This window comes from Phycisphaeraceae bacterium (assembly GCA_019454185.1).
Taxonomy (GTDB): domain Bacteria; phylum Planctomycetota; class Phycisphaerae; order Phycisphaerales; family UBA1924; genus JAHBWV01.
Genome location: CP075368.1, coordinates 3,553,776 through 3,571,177, shown reverse-complemented (window position 1 = coordinate 3,571,177; position 17,402 = coordinate 3,553,776). Strand labels below are relative to the sequence as shown.

Here is a 17,402-nt window from a genome sequence, read left to right as displayed (position 1 = left end):
TGCTTACGCCAGCGGATTGATCGCCAGACCCGTCGCGAGTTTCGGCAGGAAGAACGTCGACTTCTGGGGCATCAACTCTCCCGCGAGGCAGATCTCCTTCACGGCATCGAGCGGCGTGGGCCTCACGATGACTGCGAGCTGCGTGAATCCCGCGCCCCCACCCGCGCCCGTCTCCTTCCCCGATGCGATCTGCTCAACCTCCGGAATCGTGTGCGGGAACGCCCACGTCACCGGCTCGCCCCCGTTGAGCCGGGGCTGGCAGATCTCTTCAACGATCAGGTGCTGGATGATCGCCACATCGAGCACACGCCAGGCGCGGGGCTTCTCGGCAAACCGCTTCGCGAGCGGGTCCGCCGTCGCCGGAATCGCGACCGCGCACCGCCCAGTTGCAAAGTCGTACACCCCGACGCGATTCTCCCCCATGCCCGTCATCGTGTGAACCGCGCGCTCAAGGGCCTTCAGATCCCCGGCGATCGGCTCGAACCGCAACCTGTCGGAAGCAGCCGCGAGGAAGGCATCAAACGTGTACTCGCGCATGCCGCCGAGCACACGATGGGTCGCACCGATCACCAGCCCGGGGTCCGACATCCCGACCATGACGAACATGCAGCGCCGCGCGGGATGATCCGAAGCCACCGCCCCCTGCGACTCAAGCAACGAGAGATAATTGAGCGCAGTGTTGTATCTGTGATGCCCGTCCGCGATGAAAACATCCTCGCCGGCGAGTGAGCCACGATACTTCTCGATCGTCGCGCCATCTTCGATCCGCCAGACCTCGTGCGTCACGCCGTCGTCGCTTCGGGCCCGCATGTCAGCCCCGCGCGACGCCATCACCGACCTCACCAACGCCGAAGCCAGACCCGCCCCGTCGGCGTGCAAACCAAAGATCGGAGACAATTGCGCTCGCGTCGCCTTCATCAACGCGAGCCGATCCTCCTTCGGGCCGCTGAATGTCTGCTCATGGGGCAGAACGCCCCCTCCCGGCCTCTTTCCGAAGGGGACCGCGTCGAGCGTGCAGATCATCCCGCAACGATCCGTCGTTCGCCCGTTCCACTCGAACACCTGGCGATAGGCAAAGATCGCCGGACGTTCGCTCCGAGTCAGCACACCATCGGCCACCCAACGGTCGATCATCGCCGCCGCCGCGGCGTATGCCTCCGGCGGGCCCATCTTCTTCGCCGGAACATGGGGCAGATCCGCCGCGACGATGTTCCTGGGGTCCCGAGCGAGCAACCGCGCCTTCCCCTCCGCGTCCAGCACGTCATACGGAGGAGCGATGAAAGACGAGACATCGCCCGATGGTGAGACATACTGCAAAGGGCGGAAGGCGTGGACCTGTGGCATCGTGCTGGCTCCATGCGTCGCGCCATCGCGCGCTGCGCCGAGTATACAAGCCGCACCGGATACGGCTACTCCATCCCCTCATCAGAGAGCGGCCCGCTGATCGTGTGCCCGCCCGTCAGCCACGCGTTCAGGTCCGCCATGCGTGCCCGCTCGCTTGAGAATGGGAAGAAGGGTGAATCCGGGGAGACCGGCTCACCCGTCACGGGACATCGCGTTCCCGCTCTCATCGCGCCAACGAGCGCGGGCAACTCCGGCCTCGTGACCCACGCGTCAGGTAGAGTCATCGCTATGTGCCGCGACTCCGCGCCATCTCGGATCGGGCCGTACTCAAGCCGGATCTCCATCGCGTCGCGCTCGATCGCGCCGCCACCGATCCCCCCGACACGATCCGGCCACTCGACAGCGACGATCCACGAACCGTCCGTCAGCAGATCCCAACCGATGGCATCAAGATCGTCCGCGCCAGACAACCGGTACGCATCGATATGGGCCATCTGCGGCCCGCGGGAATTCGGATACTGATTCGCAATCACATACGTCGGGCTGGAAACGAGCCCGGCATCGATCCCCAGCGCGCCCGCGAGGGCACGAACGAACGTCGTCTTCCCCGAACCAAGATCGCCCGAAAGAGCCAGCACATCACCAGCACGCAACACCGGCGCGAGCGCACCAGCGACCCGCTCCGTCTCCGCGTGCGACACCAGTGTGCGTTCGAGTCTCATGCCGGATTATTGGATCAAAGAGTCCCGTGCATCATGTGTGGTCCCATCCCATCTCGGAGGCGTCGATCACCGTGCCATCCGGCAAGTGCACGATGCACGCGCTGGTCGAACGGTCCGAACCCAGTGCAACCACACGTCCGATCCGTGTGAGGGGAGTTCCGTAGGGCGAGCGGGCGACGGATCCAAGCGATCGCCGAACCGTGAACAGCAGTTCATAGTCCTCGCCGTCGCCGATCGCGTGTTGCCATCCGCCAGTTCCGGCGTGAAGGGGGAGCGACGCGGCATCGACTTCGACGATCACTCCGGAGGCGACGGCTATGCGCGCTCCATCACGCCCCAAGCCGTCCGACAGATCTATCATCGATGTCAGGTCCGTGCCCAGCGTCGCACGAAGCCAGAGCGCGTCCTCCACCCGCGGCTCAAACACAAGGTGACGCCCCGACGCAAGCGACCCGCCCAGTGCGCCCGTCACATAGACATCGTCCCCCGGTCGCGCTCCCGCACGCGTGATCGGGGGCTCATCCTCGCGCAGTTCACCGAGCGCCGTGACCGTGAGCGAGAGCGGCGTTCCGGCGGGCGACGTGGCAATGTCGCCCCCGACAATCGGGCACGACCATCGATTCGCCCAGTGGTGCAATCGCTCGGTCAACTCCCGCGCGTGCCCATACCCCGAGGGGAGGAGGCCCGTCGCCAGCGCACAGACCGGGCGGCACGCCATCGCCGCCAGATCAGAGATCGAACGCGCAACCGCCTTCCGTGCTATCAGATCGATTGCCGTGCCGGGCGCGAAGTGCCGACCCTCGACAACCTGATCGACAGTCAGAACACTGCGCGAACCCGTTCGGACAACCGCGCAATCATCACCGGGACCCAGGAGCACGCGCGGGTATGAACCCGTCATCCCCGCTGCCAGGTCCCTGATGTGCGCATGTAACTCGGACTCACGCATGGATGAAGCGTAGGAACTCGTGCCTCCAGATCCGACGATACCCTCTCCCTTCCATTGCCCATTGCCCATTGCCCATTGCTCATTGCCCATTGCCCATTCCATTGCCATGCCAAAGCCCACCACCCCATCTTCCACTCCTCTCTCGCCCCGTAAGGGCGCACGCCGCATGGCGGATGTGGACGCCAAGACGCTGAAGGAACTGAACGCTGGCGAGATTGAGTCAGCAACCCTGGCGGAGATTCTGTCGGTTGACTTCGCGAAGTTGTGCCGCGTGGTCTCGCCGGAAGCCGCCAGGAACCTCCCCCGCACGCTCGCCGGAGGCGAAGGAGGGCTCGGCATCACCAAGCGCATGGAGATGGTCGCCAACGCGCTGCTCGACGCGCACGGGCAAGACGCGATCGACATGTGCATCGCCCACCCCTCCGATTCCGTCCGCGGCTGGGCGTGCTACGCGATCGGTGCCGCCGACGGCTTCGCCCTCAAGAAACGCCTCGCCCTCATCAAGCCCCTTGCCGATGATCCAAACTCTGGCGTCCGCGAGTGGGCATGGATCGGCCTTCGCCCCCGCATCGCCGAAGCACTCGACGAATCCTTCGACCTCCTCCTCCCCTGGACCACGTCAAAGTCCCCCAACATCCGGCGCTACGCCAGTGAGATCACCCGTCCCCGCGGCGTCTGGTGCGCCCACCTCGACACGCTCAAACGCAACCCCGCGCCCGGCCTCCCCATCCTGCAACCCCTGAACGCCGATCCCACCAAGTACGTGCAGGACTCCGTCGCCAACTGGCTCAATGACGCGTCCAAGTCCAACCCCGCATGGGTCAGGAAGGTCTGTGCCGCGTGGCTCAAGCAAAGCCCGACGCGCCAGACCGAGCGTATCTGCCGGCGAGCAATGAGAACGATGGGGACCTGAATCACTCGGGCTTCGTCGCGATCTTCACGATCTCCGCAACCAAGGCGGTGCTGTCGATCTCGCCCGCAACGTAGCGTTGAAACGCGGGGAGGACCGCCTCGCGGGCATCGGCAACCTTCGCGTAATACCCGCCGGTCTCGCCGTACGCGACGTGCGACGCATCAACACTGGTGCGCGTGACGTGCGCCGCGACAGCGAAGATCAGCGTGTGCGGCACATCCCGCATCAAGGGGTCGGTCTGGGCGACGCCCGCGTCCGCGAGCGCCTTGCGAAGCGACTGGAGCACGGAAGCGGGCTGCTGCTGGCGGGTGTGCGTGTCGAGAGCATGGATCGCCTCGTGGAGCGTCGCTTCCACCAGCGCCGAACCCTGATGCGCATCGATCGACACGATGCACACCGCGCCGAACTGAGGCGAAAGGGCCGTGAACCCGCCGGGCGGGGGCGCGGCAGCGACGAGATACACAGGGATCGCCTTGCCGGGATCCCTCATCCCCAGCAACTCGCAGATCCGGGCGATGCACGAAGGCCCATGCGCATCGAGCGCGACTTCCAGCCCAGCCCTCGCCTCCGCGATTCTCGCCTCGTGCGCCGGCCATACCTCGCCCCGAAACACAGGTTCCACCTGCGCCAGCGCGTCCACATACGCCAGCACCTTCGGACCGACATCCTCACGGAAGCGCCCGGCCATCGCGCCAAGGACCTCCCGCGCCGCCGCGGGACTCCCCGCCGTCGCAAACAACGCATCCGTCACCGCCCACTGCACCTCGTCTCCTGTCGCCTTCATCGCCTCAACGGCCGGCGCCACGCACGCGGGCACGTCCGCGCCCGCAGCGCCCGCCCTTACCAGCATGTGCAGTGACAGAAGCGGACTGGCGTGGATCTCGATGCGCGAAGCTGCCGAGAGTGGCGACGACTCGTTCGCCGAGGCTGGCGGAGCGTTCTGTGCGATCGCGGGCGCTGCGAGGGGAATGAGTGAGGCGGCGATGACCGCGGCTCGGATCATGGGGTTTGTTCCGGTGGTGTGACCGCAAGAAAGGTTGATGCAGACCACGCCGCTTCCCGTCAGGATTGATCCACGAGCAATGCCACTTCCTCCGCACACCCGCGCGCGATCGTGTACCCCGAGCCCCCGTGCCCATAGTTGTGGATGATCCGCGCATCCCCCGCATCACGCTCCACACGCACCGCGTCCCGATACGGCCGCAGACCCGCCACCACGCGCAGCACCTCTCGCGGCACCACCCCATACCGCGCCGCCCGCGCCAGCATCGCCTCCGTCAACGCAGGATCCGGCCCGGGCAACGTCCCGTCCGCGAACGCCTCCGACCACTCCGCCGTGCATCCGCCGATGATCACCTCATCCCGCCGCGGAATCACGTAGAACACCGACTTCGGATCGCGCTCGTCCGCCATCGCCCGACCCAGATCAAACCCCTCGGACGACGCGACCACGACCTGCCCGAAGAGCGGCCGGATCGTCCGATCCGCGCACAACGCCCGCGCCCCAAGCCCCGTGCAGTTCACCACAACATCCGGCCCGCGCCCCCTCGGCCCACCCTCAAAGCACGCCCCCAGCGACTCAACCCTCCCCACCTCAACCGGTCTCTCCATCCTCGATGTCAGCCACTTCATATGAAACCGCGGATCGACGCGCGGCGCCGTGAACCGCCACGCAAACGGCGCACCATTCCAGTGCCGCGCTGCCTCCCCCGCGCGCGCTGCCTCCACCAACTCCAGATCCTCGATCTCAGTCCCCCACCACGGCGTCTGGTCATTGTCATCAAGCTCGAGCATCCGCAGCACGTCAACGCCCGCGCTCGCATCGTTCCGCGAGAGATCGGTCAGCCAGCGTCGCGTGACCGAAGCCCATCGACTCACCCGTTCCCGCGGCTCGGCCCAGAACGGGAACCAGATCGCGCCCGCTACCGACGATGTCACCGACGCGCCGGTCGAGGCCGCGATCACTCGCACCCGATGCCCCCGCTCCTCGAGCGTGAGGGCCGTTGTCAGCCCGATCACGCCCGCGCCAAGTACGACCACGTCCGCCATGAACGCCCTTCCTCCGCGATCACTCCGCCCCCGGCGATGCCTCGCCAGCGGGGACCTGCTCGCGTTCCTGTTCGACGAGATGCACGAACATCCGGCGCACACCGTCCGGATAGACCGTGTGCCCCATCCCTTCGACGATCTTCACCTCGGCATCGCTCCCCAGCGCGCTCAGCGACTCGGCAAGCAACGCCACCGCGCCCTCAAGATAGAACGTGTCGACCGACCCCGCGTACACCCGCAATCTGCCCGCGAGCCCCGCGCCGACGCGCTCCCAGTTCCGCTCGAGAGAGAGCCGGATGTCATACGGCTCCCATGTGCGCGCAACCTCGTGATCAACCTCCCCCGTCTCCCTGTCGAACAGACGCCGAGGGCCACCATCCGCTCCCCGTGGCGAGAAGACCGCCTCAAACGACGCGATCTGCCCGCCCGGACCGAGCGCATCCTCCATCCTCACAAACGGCTCGTACTCCAGAATCACCTCGCCATTCCTTCTCGCCAGCGGCCTCGAGTTCCCCTCATGATCCCTGTACATGTTCGCGCCCGGCTCGTACAGGTTGATCCGCTGAAAGTCCCTGAAATCAACCGGGTCCGGACAGTGCGACCAGCACGACCCGAACGACTCCGGATACATCACCTGAAGCCACAACGCCGCCCACCCGCCGGAAGAGCCGCCCGTCACCGCGCGCCGATCCCTCTCGCCCGCACCACGAAACCGCGCCTCAACCTCAGGGATCAGTTCCTCCACCAATGCCCGTCCGCGAGGCCCGTTGGTCGCCGAATCCGCGAACACGCTGTGACCCCAGTAGCAACTCGCATCCGGCACCACGATCAGACACTCATCCGCTCCGGGCACGCGCGAGAGCATCCGATCCAAACCAATGATGCTCGTGTGATCGCCGCCGAACCCGGTGATCCAGTACACCGTCGGATATGTGCGGCTCCCATCGGGCACCCACTCCCGAGGCAATCGCACCCCCGCGCGCGTCACCACCTCACGCCCATGGAACGCGCTCAGCGACGGCGAGACCATCTCGATCAACCGAATCCGATCCGTCTCCTCAAACGGCTCTGGCTCAACCACACGATCCAGCACCAGCTCGATCGCTTCAACCGGATCCGAGTCCTCCTCCACCTTGAATCGCACCGCAGCGGAGTACGGATCTCCAACGCCGCGCCCCGGATCCGGCGAATCCTGATTCAGCCGCCCGAATGCTTGTGCGGCATACGCGCCCGCGCCGATCTCCCCACCCGGAAAGTTGATCTGGCTCCCATCGATCGACACCCACGCTCCCGGCGCGAGCCCTTCAACATCAACCGCGAGAATCCGAGGCGGCTCAAACCAGTTTCCCGCTTCAAGCCGCGGCTCTACAACCGCCGCCGGCGCGATCGCCACGTACAGACGCCCCGTGTACGGCGCGCCGTTGATCCCGGGATCGATCCTTACCCTGAACGGCACCTGCGCCGACGCACACACCGTGAAGAGCCCCGCGAGCATCGCCGCGAGAACCACTCCCACAAAGCCCGTCCCGACTCGACGCATGGCTGCTCCTCTCGACCGACGCGAAACGGGCGTCGCCGTCATTCAACGCCGACGCCCGCAGGATTGACTCAACACCGGCTCCCGACCACCGCGCATCACTGCTCGGGCATGCCCAGGTTCCGCACGGCCACAAGCTTCAGCTCGATCGTCAGCGGCACATTCTGGGGGATAGTCGATCCGAACTGCGCCGGAATGAACGCCATCTGCGACGGCACCTTCAGGATCCGCGTCCCGCCCACGCGCATCCCATCGACGCCGAACTGCAACGCGTTGAACTCGCCCGGAATCCAGATGTACGGGTTCTCCATCGTCGCCTGAGAGACCACCGCGCCCGAAGCGTCCTTCACGACGTGCGTCGTCACCGGCACGCAATCGAACGTCGCGGCCCCTCCCTCACCGATCTCCACATCCTCAACCTGCAGCGCGTCGACCATCTGGATCACGAAGACCAGGTCCGCGTTCGGCGGGATATCAGAGCCCGCGCCCTGCGCCCCGTACGCCAACGCGGACGGAATCGTCAGCCGACGCACGCCGCCGACCTTCATCCCCGGAACACCCTTCCCCCACCCCTGGATCACGCCGTTCAACGGGAACGCGACCGGCTCCCCCCGCTCGAACGACGAATCGAAAACGCTCCCGCCGTCCTTCAGCGTGCCGTGGTAGTGCGCCACCACAACCCCGCCCGGCTTGATCTCAAAGCCCTCGCCGATCTTGATGTCCTCGACGATCAACCCGCCCTCAAGCTCCTGACGATTCACAACCTCGCCCTCCGGCACCGGGATCGGCTGCGGACGCTGCTGGGCCATCGCGGCCTCGATCAACTGGCGAAGCTGCTCCTCCGACATCTCCGGCTGGGCCTCCTGAGCGAATGCCGGAGCCCCGAGAAAGAGAGCAAGGGCGGGAATAATTGCGAACGTGATGCGCATGAGAGTCCTCGTGGTTGCGGGCCCATACGCGGACCCGCCAGTGCTGGAATGTGTGCCGCCGTGAAATCGAACGGAAAGCGTAGGTAACCCGCCCGTGACGAGCCCGGCCCGCCTCCTACGAGCCGCCAGGGGCGACTTCGATACGCTCAGTGTCGAGGTGCCACCGACGAGATCGCGTCAACACCGCCGGGACTGTCTCATCGCTCGCACAGTGCTGCCCGCGGCACTTCAGACTGGCACACTCCCTATACCTAACGCACCCTCACCGCCTCCGCCTTCTCCCCGCCAGCACCGCGAATGACAATCTATCACGGCCTCAGTGCCCCATCCCGCATCATCCCGATCAGCCCCTCCACCACCCGCGCCATCGACTCATAATCCAACTTGTCCGGCGTGTCGGTCGCCTTGTGATAGTGCTGATACCGCAGCGGCGCGGTGTCCGTCACCATGAACGCCGCATACCCATGCTCGTCGTACCCGCGATGGTCCGACCACATCGCCATCTGGATCGCCGGCGGCACCGACGCCGCCAAGAGCGGAAACGCACCCGTCCGCTCAAACGCCTCCGCGCACGCCCTCACCGCCGGCTTGCTCTTCTCCATCCCCACAAACGCGATGAAATCACCCGTCGAGGGCAGCACCGCCGCCAGCACATCGTTCGGCCACGTCTGCGACTTCTTCTCCGCGCTGTAACACCCGATCGTCTCCAGGCAGAACATGGCCCGGATGTTCATCCCCGCCTTCATGCACGACGCGGCGTCGATCTGGCTCCCCATCCCGTTGAAGTTGAAGTGTGGCGGCTCCTCATTGGCATACAGCATGAACCGGATCGTGTACGCGTGAGGCGTCGCGCGCAGCGCGCGGGCCATCGCCAAGACGCCCGCCACGCCGCTCGCGTTGTCGTTCGCCGCCGGGCACCCCTCCACGCTGTCGTAGTGCGCCCCGATCACGATCACCCGCTCCGGATGCTCCGTACCCGGCAAAATCGCCTCGATGTTGAAGGACGGCCCTAGGTGGCACTCGACCTCGATCTTTTTCGGCTCATACCCCGCCTTCGTCAGCGATGCCATGAGAAAGTCCGCCGCGAGCGCGTACCGCTCCGGCGCGAACGTCCCGCGAGGGCCGATGTGCGTCGCCAGGATCTCAACATCGCGGCGTAGCTCCGCCGCGAGCGCGCGCGTGTCGTCCGACAGGGCACCCAGCTCAGGCCGTGCGAGCTTCAGATAGGGAATACCCGGAAGTCCCGCCTCGTCCTCCATCGCCACAAGCCCCGCACCCTCCTGCGCGCACGCGCCCGCAGAGCCAAAGAGGCAGATTATCGCCACCACCGCGATACGCACCATACACCACATCGAAAGCCAGTGTTCGGACACGGCCCGCCCCTCTTTCACCCGTGCCGCCACCCTTGCCCGTGCGGCTCGCCCCCATTCCCCGTACCATGACCCGCGCATGGACGCATCATCAATCGCACCCGGTCTCTCGCCCGCGCTCACACTCGCCCAGTCCCCCGCCGCGGATTCCGGCTCCATCGTCATGGGCCTCTGGCCCCTTTTCGTCCAGTCCTTTGATCTCTTCAGCATCGTACTCATCCTCGGCTCGGTCGCGGCGGTCGCCATCATCGTCCGCAATCTCTTCGATGTCCGCGCCGCGGTCATCGCACCGAAGAAATCACTGGACCGCATCGCCGATCTTTGCCGCACAGGTCGCCTCGCCGAACTCGAGCACGCCATCGCCGACGACAAGTCCTTCATCGGCGACACCCTGCGCCCCGCGCTCGGCGCGAAACAGGCGGGTCGCGACGCCATGCACGAAGCCGCCAACCTCGGCGCGTCCGAGGCCCACGCCCACTGGTCGCGCCGCGTCGAGCCGCTCGCGATCATCGGCAACCTCGCGCCGCTGGTCGGGCTGGCCGGAACCGTCTGGGGCATGATCCTTGCGTTCGCGTCACTCTCTGCCGCCGGTGGACGCGCCTCGCCCACCGAACTCTCGCTCGGCATCTCCAAGGCCCTGATGCACACGCTGCTGGGCCTGATGCTCGCTATTCCCGCGCTCGCGTTCGCGGCGTTCTTCCGCGCCCGCATCGAGCGCGCCGTCGGGCGCGCCGTCGTCGTCTGCGCCGAAGCCGTCGATCGCCTCGCATCCGGCCCGAAACCCTGACGAGTCCCCGTCCAACGCCGCCACCGAGACTCTCTTGAAACCCCTCGCAACCAGCACGATTCGCGCGGAGGAGCGTCACATCAACGTGACGCCGCTCATCGATGTCGTGATGGTGATGATCATCTTCTTCCTCATCGTCGGGAAGCTCGCCTCCGACCAGATCAGCCACCTCGACCTCCCTCCCGCCGTCGCGTCTCCTCCCGCCCCCGAACCCGGCATCCTCATCGTCAATATCCCTGCGGATGGCTCGGTCGTCGTCTTCGGCGAGTCGCTCACCACCGAAGGCCTTCGGACCCGCCTTCGCGAAGCCCTCGCGACCACGCCCGACCTCATTGTGCAGATCCGCGCGGATCGCTCCCTCACCTACGCGAGCATTGCACCCATCATCGAATCCTGCCGCGCCGAGAGTGTCTCGCGCGTTCGCCTTTCGACGGAGGGCGCGCAGTGAGACCAATCCGTGCGACATCATCCGGCTCCCGCTACGGCGGCCGCCCCTCGCGATCTGCGAGCACCGCGCCCGACTCACTCCCCGACATGACGCCGATGGTCGATGTCGTGATGGTCATACTGATTTTCTTCATGGCTTCGACCGCTCTTGTCGGCCCCGAACTCGTGCTCCGAGCCCGTATCGCTACGGATGATGCGCCCGCCGCCGCCGCGCCACTCATTGCGCCGGCCTCGCTCGCGATCCGGTTGCGCACGGACGCTCGGGCTACACTCGCCACCGGGCTCGGACTCACGGACGCGCCGATCGAATCCCTGATTGCTCACATCCAGGCCCGCACGCCCATGCTCCGGGCCGCATCCATCCCCATCATCATCGACGCGGCACCCACCGTCCCCTACCAGTCCGTGGTTGACACCATCGATGCGCTCGAACGAGCCGGCGTCCGCGACATCGCCCTCCGCTGACCTCTCAGCTTTACGCCCTCAATGTCAGCCCATCGTGCGCGAGCGCGGCTCGCGCTGCGTGCCCCGACTCCTCCAGGCGCGCCATCGTCTCGGCGTGACCAAGATCATGCGACATGTGGACGAAGTACGTCCGGCGTGCATCCACCCGCTCGGCGATCGAGAGCGCCTGATCCAGCGTCAGATGCGTCGGATGCCGCCGGTCGCGCAGCGCATCCAGCACCAGTGTCTCCAAACCCTTCAACATCCCCCAGGACTCGGGCGGGATCGCGGAGACATCCGTGCAATACGCGAGCGGCAACGGCCCACTCCCGACCCCAATCACATCTCCGCCCTCCGCCTCCAGCCGATACCCCAGCACCTGCAACTTCCCGTGCATCAGAGGCACCGGCGTCACCCGCATCCCGTGCACCGTGAACGCCCGCCCGGGCTCCACCCGATGCCCGATCAGCGTCGCCACGAACGAGTCGTTGACGTTCCGATCCCGATCGAAGATGTGCGTGTACACACGCCTCAGGTGGGCATCCGTGTGGGAGTCGGCGTAGACCTCGATCGGCCCGTCCTGGATCGCATTGAACCGGCGAACCTCATCCAGCCCCCACGTGTGATCGACGTGATTGTGGGTGAAGAGGATCGCATCCAGCCGCTTCATCCCATGGCGGAGGGCCTGCTCGCGGAGGTCCGGCCCCGCATCGATCAACACAGCGCGGGGCATCCCTTTCCCATCCGTGAACTCGATCAGCGAACTCGTCCGCAGCCGCCGATCCCGGGGGTCCGCGCTCGTGCACACCGCGCAGTCGCACCCGATCGCTGGAACCCCCGCGCTCGTGCCCGTGCCCAGAAACGTGAATCGAACGTCGGAGATCACGGAGGAGGGTATGGGAGACAAGATGGGACAAAGGGATGAAGACCATAGAAGTCGAGCAGGTCATTTCCGCTATCATCCGACCATGAGCACTCAGAGCAGCCACTCCCCCCACGCCCCCCATACCGCTTCCCTCAAGTCCGTCTCCAAGGAGTTCGACTCCGCCCGCGAGATCAGCCCACGCCGGAAGTCAACCGAGGCCTCTACGATCGACGGTCTGGTCGCGGAGCAGCTCGCCCACTTCGGCATCGACCCGGGCTCTGACTACGGCCAGCACCTCGCCCGCTTCGCCGGCCATCTCTACGCCGGACACGCCGACCTTCACGCCATGTGGAAGGACACCGTCCGCGAGCTCTCCACGCTCAGCCGCCAGGATCGCATCGAGCGTTTCGCGGCACAGAAGTTCCTCTGCTTCCAGATCGCCAAGATCCTCGACACCCTGCAGCACCCGATGCGCCGGACTTACCAGAGCATCGTGGATCAGGCCGGCCAACGCAGCCGCAAGGGCCCCTACCCGATCTTCGACAACGTCACCGCGCTCTTCTCCGCCAAGCCGGTGATCACGCGTACCGCCACCTACGTGTACGCCTGCGCTGAATGGGTGGACGACGCCTTTCAGGGCAAGGAGCTGATGCTCGAGGTCTACTCTCGCCTGCTCAACCCCACCAGCGTCTCGCTCGCGAACCACATCGTCGATGTCGAGGCCGGCCCGCTGGCGCACGAGTACTTCGCATGGAACTTCAACTCAGGCATGGCCGCCGTCGATGCCGTCCTCTCCCACCTCGTCGGATACCAGGACATCCTGCTCACCAGCCGCAACGTCTACGGCGGCACCTACCAGCTCATGCACGACTGGTACGGCAAGGTCAGCAACCTGGATGTCTCGGTCAACTTCTTCGATGGCTACTCCGCCGAGGCCTTCGTCAAGGCGCTCGACGCGGTGATGGTGAAGGAGAAGGCACGGCTCGCCGCGGGCAAGCAGATCTATGTCTACATCGAGTCTCCCTGCAACCCGCACGGGTATGTGCTCGATGTTCCCGCGATCTGCGCCGAGGCCCACAGGCGCGGCCTGACCGTCATCTGCGACTCCACCGTCGGCACGCCCTTCCTGCACAGGCCGCTGCGCAGGCAAGACCCGATGGAGCGCCCCGACTTCATCATCCACTCATACACGAAAGACCTCGCGGGCCACGGTGGAACGACCGCGGGCTGCGTGATCGGGCGCAACGAGCGCATGTTCATGGGCAAGCACGAGTCCGCGCAGGGCACCGGCCCTGACGGCAAGCCCCGCACCTACTCGTGGGACGAGACCCTCTTCTGGAACGTCTACTACGTCAAGGGGGCGTTCCTGGACGCCGACAAGGCGTTCGAGGTTCTCAACGGGATCCACACGCTCGAAATCCGTCTGCTCCAGAAGGTCGCGAACACGCTTACGCTGGCGGAGGTGCTCGGCTCACACCCCGACATCAACGTCAAGTGTTGTGCCGCGCCTGGAGACGAGAATTCGGCGATCCGAGAGAAGTGCATGCACATGGGGTTCCCGCCGCCACTCTTCACCTTCGACTTCGAAGGAAAGGGAGATGTACCTGCCCTCGACCGCGAGGCCTTCAAACGATTCTTCGACATGCTCGACCCCGTCTTCGGCCACCAGGTCTCACTCGGCCAGCCCAACACCGTTGTCCTCTGTCCTGCGATCACGAGCCACTCGGAGATGTCGGCCCAGGCCCTGAAGGACGCGGGCATCTCGCTCACCACGACGCGCGTCGCGGTCGGCACCGAAGACCCACGCACGCTCATCACCCACCTGATCAAAGCCGCGGCGTCCTGCATCGAGCCCGCCCGCCCCGGCTTCGTCGCAAAGTTCCTCTCAACCGAGAAGATCGACGCGATCTACAAGAAGCACTACATCGACGTGCACACCCGCTACGTCAACGCGCAGCCGCCCATGAGCGAATTGATGAAGTAACGCGCGCCGAGCCGCACCGGCATCCAAATGAAAGCCCCGATCGCGACATCGCGCGGCACTACCACCACGCGCATCGCTCCCGGCGTGTCAGCAGCCATTGATGCGGACAGAACAGAGTTGTCGCGGTTCCGGCTTGGTGACGATGTCAGTCCTCTTCATGCTGGGGCTTGAACGCCGCGACCAGTTGCTGCTGGATGTTCCCCGGCGTCGCCTCGTCGTGGCTGTATTCCATCGCGTAAGTGCCGCTCCCCGCGGTCATGGACTTGAGTTCGTTCGAGTAGTTCTGGAGTTCGCCGAGCGGCGCAACAGCCGTCACGATGCAGATGTCGCCAGACGTCATCTGCGTGTCCTGCACGCGTCCACGCTTCGTCGAGAGGTGGCCCGCGATGTCGCCCATGTACTTCGAGGGGACTGTGATCTCGACCTTGGCATACGGCTCCAGCAGCTTGGGCTTGGCCTTGCCGACCGCCTCGATAAACGCCTTCTTTCCCGCGGTGATGAACGCGATCTCCTTCGAGTCCACATCGTGGTACTTGCCGTCGTACAGCACGCAGCGGATGCCCGTCATCGGATATCCGGCCACCGCGCCGCCCGCCAGCACCTGGCGCACGCCCTTCTCGACCGCCGGCCAATACTGCCGGGGCACCGTGCCGCCCACGACCTCCGACGCAAACTCGAACCCCTCCGGGTGGTCCGCCGGCAGCGGCTCAACGCGCAGGTAGACCTCCCCGAACTGCCCGCTGCCGCCCGTCTGCTTCTTGTGGCGACAGTGGCCGTCGGCCCTCGCGCCGATGGTCTCCTTGTACGCGACCTTCGGCGTCGACGTCGTCACCACCACGCCGTACCCCTGGTGCAGTTTCTCGAGCACCACGCGCAGGTGCAACTCTCCAAGCCCGCGCAGCACTGTCTGGTGCGTCGCCGCGATCCGGTCGCAGACGAGCGAAGGATCCTCGGCCGTGAGTTTCGCGATCGCAGCAGAGAACTTCGCCTCATCCGCGTGGTTCTTGAGCTCGACCGCCAGCCCGTACATCGGGCGCGGCAGTGGAAGCGGCTTCAGGCGGATGTGGTCCAGCTCGTGCGTGTCGTGCAGCACAGCGTTGAAGCGGACCTCCTCGATCTTTGCGACCATGCCCAGATCCCCGGGTCCAACCGCCTCGACCTCCGACGCGTCCTTGCCCTGGCGCTGCATCACGTGGCCAATGCGGATCGGCTTCTTGTCCGCATCGATGAACAACTCGCTCTTTGCCTTCAGGGTGCCCTGGTGGACCCTGAAGATCCCGAGCTTGCCGACATGCTTATCCGACGACACCTTGAAGATATGGGCCAGCAGCGGCGCGTTGGCATCGGGACGCGGGTGGTACGCACGCTCGGCGGAGTCCTCGGCCTCGCGCAGCAGGAACGTCCGCGGGTTGCCCTCGAGTGGGCTCGGCAGCAGCGAAGCGATGACGTGCATGAGGTCCGCGGCGCCCGCGCCCGTCCGGGCCGAGCAGAAGCAGATCGGGATGAGGTGGGCCTCGCGCAGGGCCTTCTCGAACGCGTCGTGCAGCTTGTCGGGATCGAAGCCCTCGCCCTTCTCCAGATACTGCAGCGTCAGCTCTTCATCGACCTCGATCACCTGCTCCACGATCTGCTTGTGCGCCTCGTGGACAGAGGAGAAGTCGGTCGTGTCTCCCGCGGCGTCGTTCCCGTCGTGCTCGAAGACGTTGATCACGTCCGCGCCGTTCCCGGTCGGCAGATTCACCGGCAGGCACACAGAGCCGAACGTCTCGCGGATGTTCTGCGTCAGCGTCTCGAGATCGATGTCCGCGTGGTCGATCTTCGTGACCACGATCATGCGGGGCAGGTTGCGCTCTTCGGCAATCTGCATCAGCCGGCGCGTCGTGGGCTCGATGCCCCGTGCTGCATCGACGCAGACCACCACCGTCTCGACGGCGGGGAAGCAGGCGACGGCGTGCCCGAGAAAGTCGGCGAGCCCCGGCGTGTCGATCACGTTGACGTAGTGCCCGTCGTGCTCGAAGTGGACGAGCGTGGGCTGGAGGGAGTGCTTGTGGTGCTTCTCTTCATCGGTCCAGTCAGAGACCGTGTTCCCCTCTTCGACCGTGCCCATGCGCTTCACGACACCCGCCGCGAAGAGCAGCCGCTCGACCAGTGTCGTCTTGCCGCACCCGCCATGCCCCGTGAGGACGATGTTGCGGATGTCGGCCGGGTTTCGGATTGCCATGGGGGGCCTCTGCGGGCTTCTGGCCCGCGAGGGCGGGGTATGTCAGCGGCGGCGTCCCGCGTCGGCCCGAACAGACGTGCCGGCGTGAGGCGGCGTCGGCCCGCGCGCCCCACCAAGACGCGCGGACGCCCCATTGTAAAGCATTCGTCAAGCCCGGCAAACCTATTCACCAACTCTCCACGCCACAAGTACTTGCGCCCCGTGCCATCGAGATCGGCGGACTTGCTCGTGGGGAGCGACTTCGATTCGTCCGGTCAGCCGCCCATTCAGTACCGAAGGGCTCTATCGCGAAGTCTGAGTTTCGATCGGTGTGTGTAGCACGCTCTCGTTCCCGCACTCAGGACAGACCGCCGTCGGCAACCCCGACATGTCGTAGCCGCAGAAAAAACAGACGCCGGATGCCAAGCGGCGCAGCTCCGCTTCCCCCGCACCCAGGAAACCCACCCGCGCGCCGGCTCGCCTCAGAGTTCTCGTTACGCTCCCGTTCACAGCGGCACAGTCCGCGAGCAGCACGGGCAGCACGCCGATCAGGATGGGCCAGAGATGTCCGAGGACAGCGCTCCACGCGCCAAGCCCTGCGAGTATCACGCCTGGCCACGCGATCATCATCCAAGGTGCCCGCACCTTGACCTGCAGAGCGACGTTGACCACCCCCATCGCGACCAGCGAGAGCAACGCCGCGGGGATCGCGATGTACATGACCCAGTCCCAACTCTGACGGAGCGTCCACACGAGCACGGTCAACGAGAGAACGAACACGCCCGCGATTCGCAGCATGGTCCGCTGCAACCGCGCCGCCTCGATGATCCGCTCGCGATCGTTCAACTCGCACCTTCCATCG

The 17,402-nt window shown here is 65.7% G+C and carries 16 protein-coding genes; 5 read left to right on the top strand and 11 right to left on the bottom strand.

All coding sequences use genetic code 11. From position 1 onward, the window contains the following. Nucleotides 1-3: 3 nt before the first annotated feature. The 3 genes from KF838_14915 to KF838_14905 form a co-directional block, all read right to left on the bottom strand. The gene (locus KF838_14915; GenBank protein ID QYK48068.1) at nucleotides 4-1,344 is read right to left on the bottom strand and encodes a DUF1015 domain-containing protein; all 1,341 of its coding nucleotides are present in this window, start codon (nucleotides 1,342-1,344) and stop codon (nucleotides 4-6) included. A gap of 65 nt (nucleotides 1,345-1,409) precedes the next feature. Then, the gene (gene tsaE / locus KF838_14910; GenBank protein QYK48067.1) at nucleotides 1,410-2,066 is read right to left on the bottom strand and encodes a tRNA (adenosine(37)-N6)-threonylcarbamoyltransferase complex ATPase subunit type 1 TsaE; all 657 of its coding nucleotides are present in this window, start codon (nucleotides 2,064-2,066) and stop codon (nucleotides 1,410-1,412) included. Between the two features lie 31 nt (nucleotides 2,067-2,097). Next, nucleotides 2,098-3,015 (bottom strand): thiamine-monophosphate kinase, encoded by a 918-nt coding sequence (locus KF838_14905; GenBank protein QYK48066.1) that lies wholly within the window; start codon nucleotides 3,013-3,015, stop codon nucleotides 2,098-2,100. A 106-nt stretch (nucleotides 3,016-3,121) separates the two neighbouring features. On the opposite strand from KF838_14905, the gene KF838_14900 reads away from it, so the two are divergent. After that, nucleotides 3,122-3,928, top strand: coding sequence for a hypothetical protein (locus KF838_14900; GenBank protein ID QYK48065.1), 807 nt, complete (start codon nucleotides 3,122-3,124; stop codon nucleotides 3,926-3,928). A 1-nt stretch (nucleotide 3,929) separates the two neighbouring features. Here the strand turns inward: KF838_14900 and KF838_14895 are convergent, their stop codons facing one another. From KF838_14895 to KF838_14875, 5 genes are all read right to left on the bottom strand, one after another. Further along, nucleotides 3,930-4,931, bottom strand: a complete 1,002-nt coding sequence (locus tag KF838_14895; protein ID QYK48064.1) for a hypothetical protein — start codon at nucleotides 4,929-4,931, stop codon at nucleotides 3,930-3,932. Between the two features lie 59 nt (nucleotides 4,932-4,990). Then, nucleotides 4,991-5,977, bottom strand: coding sequence for an FAD-dependent oxidoreductase (locus KF838_14890; protein QYK48063.1), 987 nt, complete (start codon nucleotides 5,975-5,977; stop codon nucleotides 4,991-4,993). A gap of 19 nt (nucleotides 5,978-5,996) precedes the next feature. Next, nucleotides 5,997-7,517, bottom strand: coding sequence for a hypothetical protein (locus KF838_14885; protein QYK48062.1), 1,521 nt, complete (start codon nucleotides 7,515-7,517; stop codon nucleotides 5,997-5,999). 95 nt (nucleotides 7,518-7,612) lie between these two features. After that, a complete protein-coding gene (locus KF838_14880; protein QYK48061.1) occupies nucleotides 7,613-8,443 on the bottom strand; it encodes an FKBP-type peptidyl-prolyl cis-trans isomerase in 831 nt (276 codons plus the stop codon). A 308-nt stretch (nucleotides 8,444-8,751) separates the two neighbouring features. Then, nucleotides 8,752-9,786 (bottom strand): M28 family peptidase, encoded by a 1,035-nt coding sequence (locus KF838_14875; protein QYK48060.1) that lies wholly within the window; start codon nucleotides 9,784-9,786, stop codon nucleotides 8,752-8,754. A gap of 106 nt (nucleotides 9,787-9,892) precedes the next feature. Between KF838_14875 and KF838_14870 the strand changes: the two genes are divergently transcribed. The 3 genes from KF838_14870 to KF838_14860 are packed head-to-tail and all read left to right on the top strand — an operon-like array spanning nucleotide 9,893 to nucleotide 11,512. Next, nucleotides 9,893-10,600: a MotA/TolQ/ExbB proton channel family protein gene (locus tag KF838_14870; protein QYK48059.1), complete on the top strand. Its 708-nt coding sequence runs from the start codon at nucleotides 9,893-9,895 to the stop codon at nucleotides 10,598-10,600. Between the two features lie 34 nt (nucleotides 10,601-10,634). Further along, on the top strand, nucleotides 10,635-11,048 hold the full coding sequence (locus KF838_14865) for a biopolymer transporter ExbD (protein ID QYK48058.1): 414 nt from the start codon (nucleotides 10,635-10,637) through the stop codon (nucleotides 11,046-11,048). Further along, a complete protein-coding gene (locus tag KF838_14860; GenBank protein QYK48057.1) occupies nucleotides 11,045-11,512 on the top strand; it encodes a biopolymer transporter ExbD in 468 nt (155 codons plus the stop codon). Before KF838_14865 ends, KF838_14860 begins: the two co-directional genes overlap by 4 nt. Nucleotides 11,513-11,522: 10 nt before the next feature. On the opposite strand, the gene KF838_14855 is transcribed toward KF838_14860, so the two are convergent. Then, nucleotides 11,523-12,377, bottom strand: a complete 855-nt coding sequence (locus KF838_14855) for an MBL fold metallo-hydrolase (GenBank protein ID QYK48056.1) — start codon at nucleotides 12,375-12,377, stop codon at nucleotides 11,523-11,525. A gap of 82 nt (nucleotides 12,378-12,459) precedes the next feature. Between KF838_14855 and KF838_14850 the strand changes: the two genes are divergently transcribed. Further along, nucleotides 12,460-14,340, top strand: coding sequence for a PLP-dependent transferase (locus tag KF838_14850; GenBank protein ID QYK48055.1), 1,881 nt, complete (start codon nucleotides 12,460-12,462; stop codon nucleotides 14,338-14,340). Between the two features lie 145 nt (nucleotides 14,341-14,485). On the opposite strand, the gene KF838_14845 is transcribed toward KF838_14850, so the two are convergent. Both KF838_14845 and KF838_14840 read right to left on the bottom strand, forming a co-directional pair. Then, the gene (locus KF838_14845; GenBank protein QYK48054.1) at nucleotides 14,486-16,561 is read right to left on the bottom strand and encodes an elongation factor G; all 2,076 of its coding nucleotides are present in this window, start codon (nucleotides 16,559-16,561) and stop codon (nucleotides 14,486-14,488) included. Nucleotides 16,562-16,843: 282 nt separating this feature from the next. Continuing rightward, the gene (locus KF838_14840; protein ID QYK48053.1) at nucleotides 16,844-17,386 is read right to left on the bottom strand and encodes a hypothetical protein; all 543 of its coding nucleotides are present in this window, start codon (nucleotides 17,384-17,386) and stop codon (nucleotides 16,844-16,846) included. Nucleotides 17,387-17,402 lie beyond the last annotated feature (16 nt).

Excerpts from the sequence above, each read along its gene's own strand:
- KF838_14915 (QYK48068.1), bottom strand. The coding sequence starts at position 1,344 with ATGCCACAGGTCCACGCCTTCCGCCCTTTGCAGTATGTCTCACCATCG.
- tsaE (QYK48067.1), bottom strand. The coding sequence starts at position 2,066 with ATGAGACTCGAACGCACACTGGTGTCGCACGCGGAGACGGAGCGGGTC.
- KF838_14905 (QYK48066.1), bottom strand. The coding sequence starts at position 3,015 with ATGCGTGAGTCCGAGTTACATGCGCACATCAGGGACCTGGCAGCGGGG.
- KF838_14900 (QYK48065.1), top strand. The coding sequence starts at position 3,122 with ATGCCAAAGCCCACCACCCCATCTTCCACTCCTCTCTCGCCCCGTAAG.
- KF838_14895 (QYK48064.1), bottom strand. The coding sequence starts at position 4,931 with ATGATCCGAGCCGCGGTCATCGCCGCCTCACTCATTCCCCTCGCAGCG.
- KF838_14890 (QYK48063.1), bottom strand. The coding sequence starts at position 5,977 with ATGGCGGACGTGGTCGTACTTGGCGCGGGCGTGATCGGGCTGACAACG.
- KF838_14885 (QYK48062.1), bottom strand. The coding sequence starts at position 7,517 with ATGCGTCGAGTCGGGACGGGCTTTGTGGGAGTGGTTCTCGCGGCGATG.
- KF838_14880 (QYK48061.1), bottom strand. The coding sequence starts at position 8,443 with ATGCGCATCACGTTCGCAATTATTCCCGCCCTTGCTCTCTTTCTCGGG.
- KF838_14875 (QYK48060.1), bottom strand. The coding sequence starts at position 9,786 with ATGGTGCGTATCGCGGTGGTGGCGATAATCTGCCTCTTTGGCTCTGCG.
- KF838_14870 (QYK48059.1), top strand. The coding sequence starts at position 9,893 with ATGGACGCATCATCAATCGCACCCGGTCTCTCGCCCGCGCTCACACTC.
- KF838_14850 (QYK48055.1), top strand. The coding sequence starts at position 12,460 with ATGAGCACTCAGAGCAGCCACTCCCCCCACGCCCCCCATACCGCTTCC.
- KF838_14845 (QYK48054.1), bottom strand. The coding sequence starts at position 16,561 with ATGGCAATCCGAAACCCGGCCGACATCCGCAACATCGTCCTCACGGGG.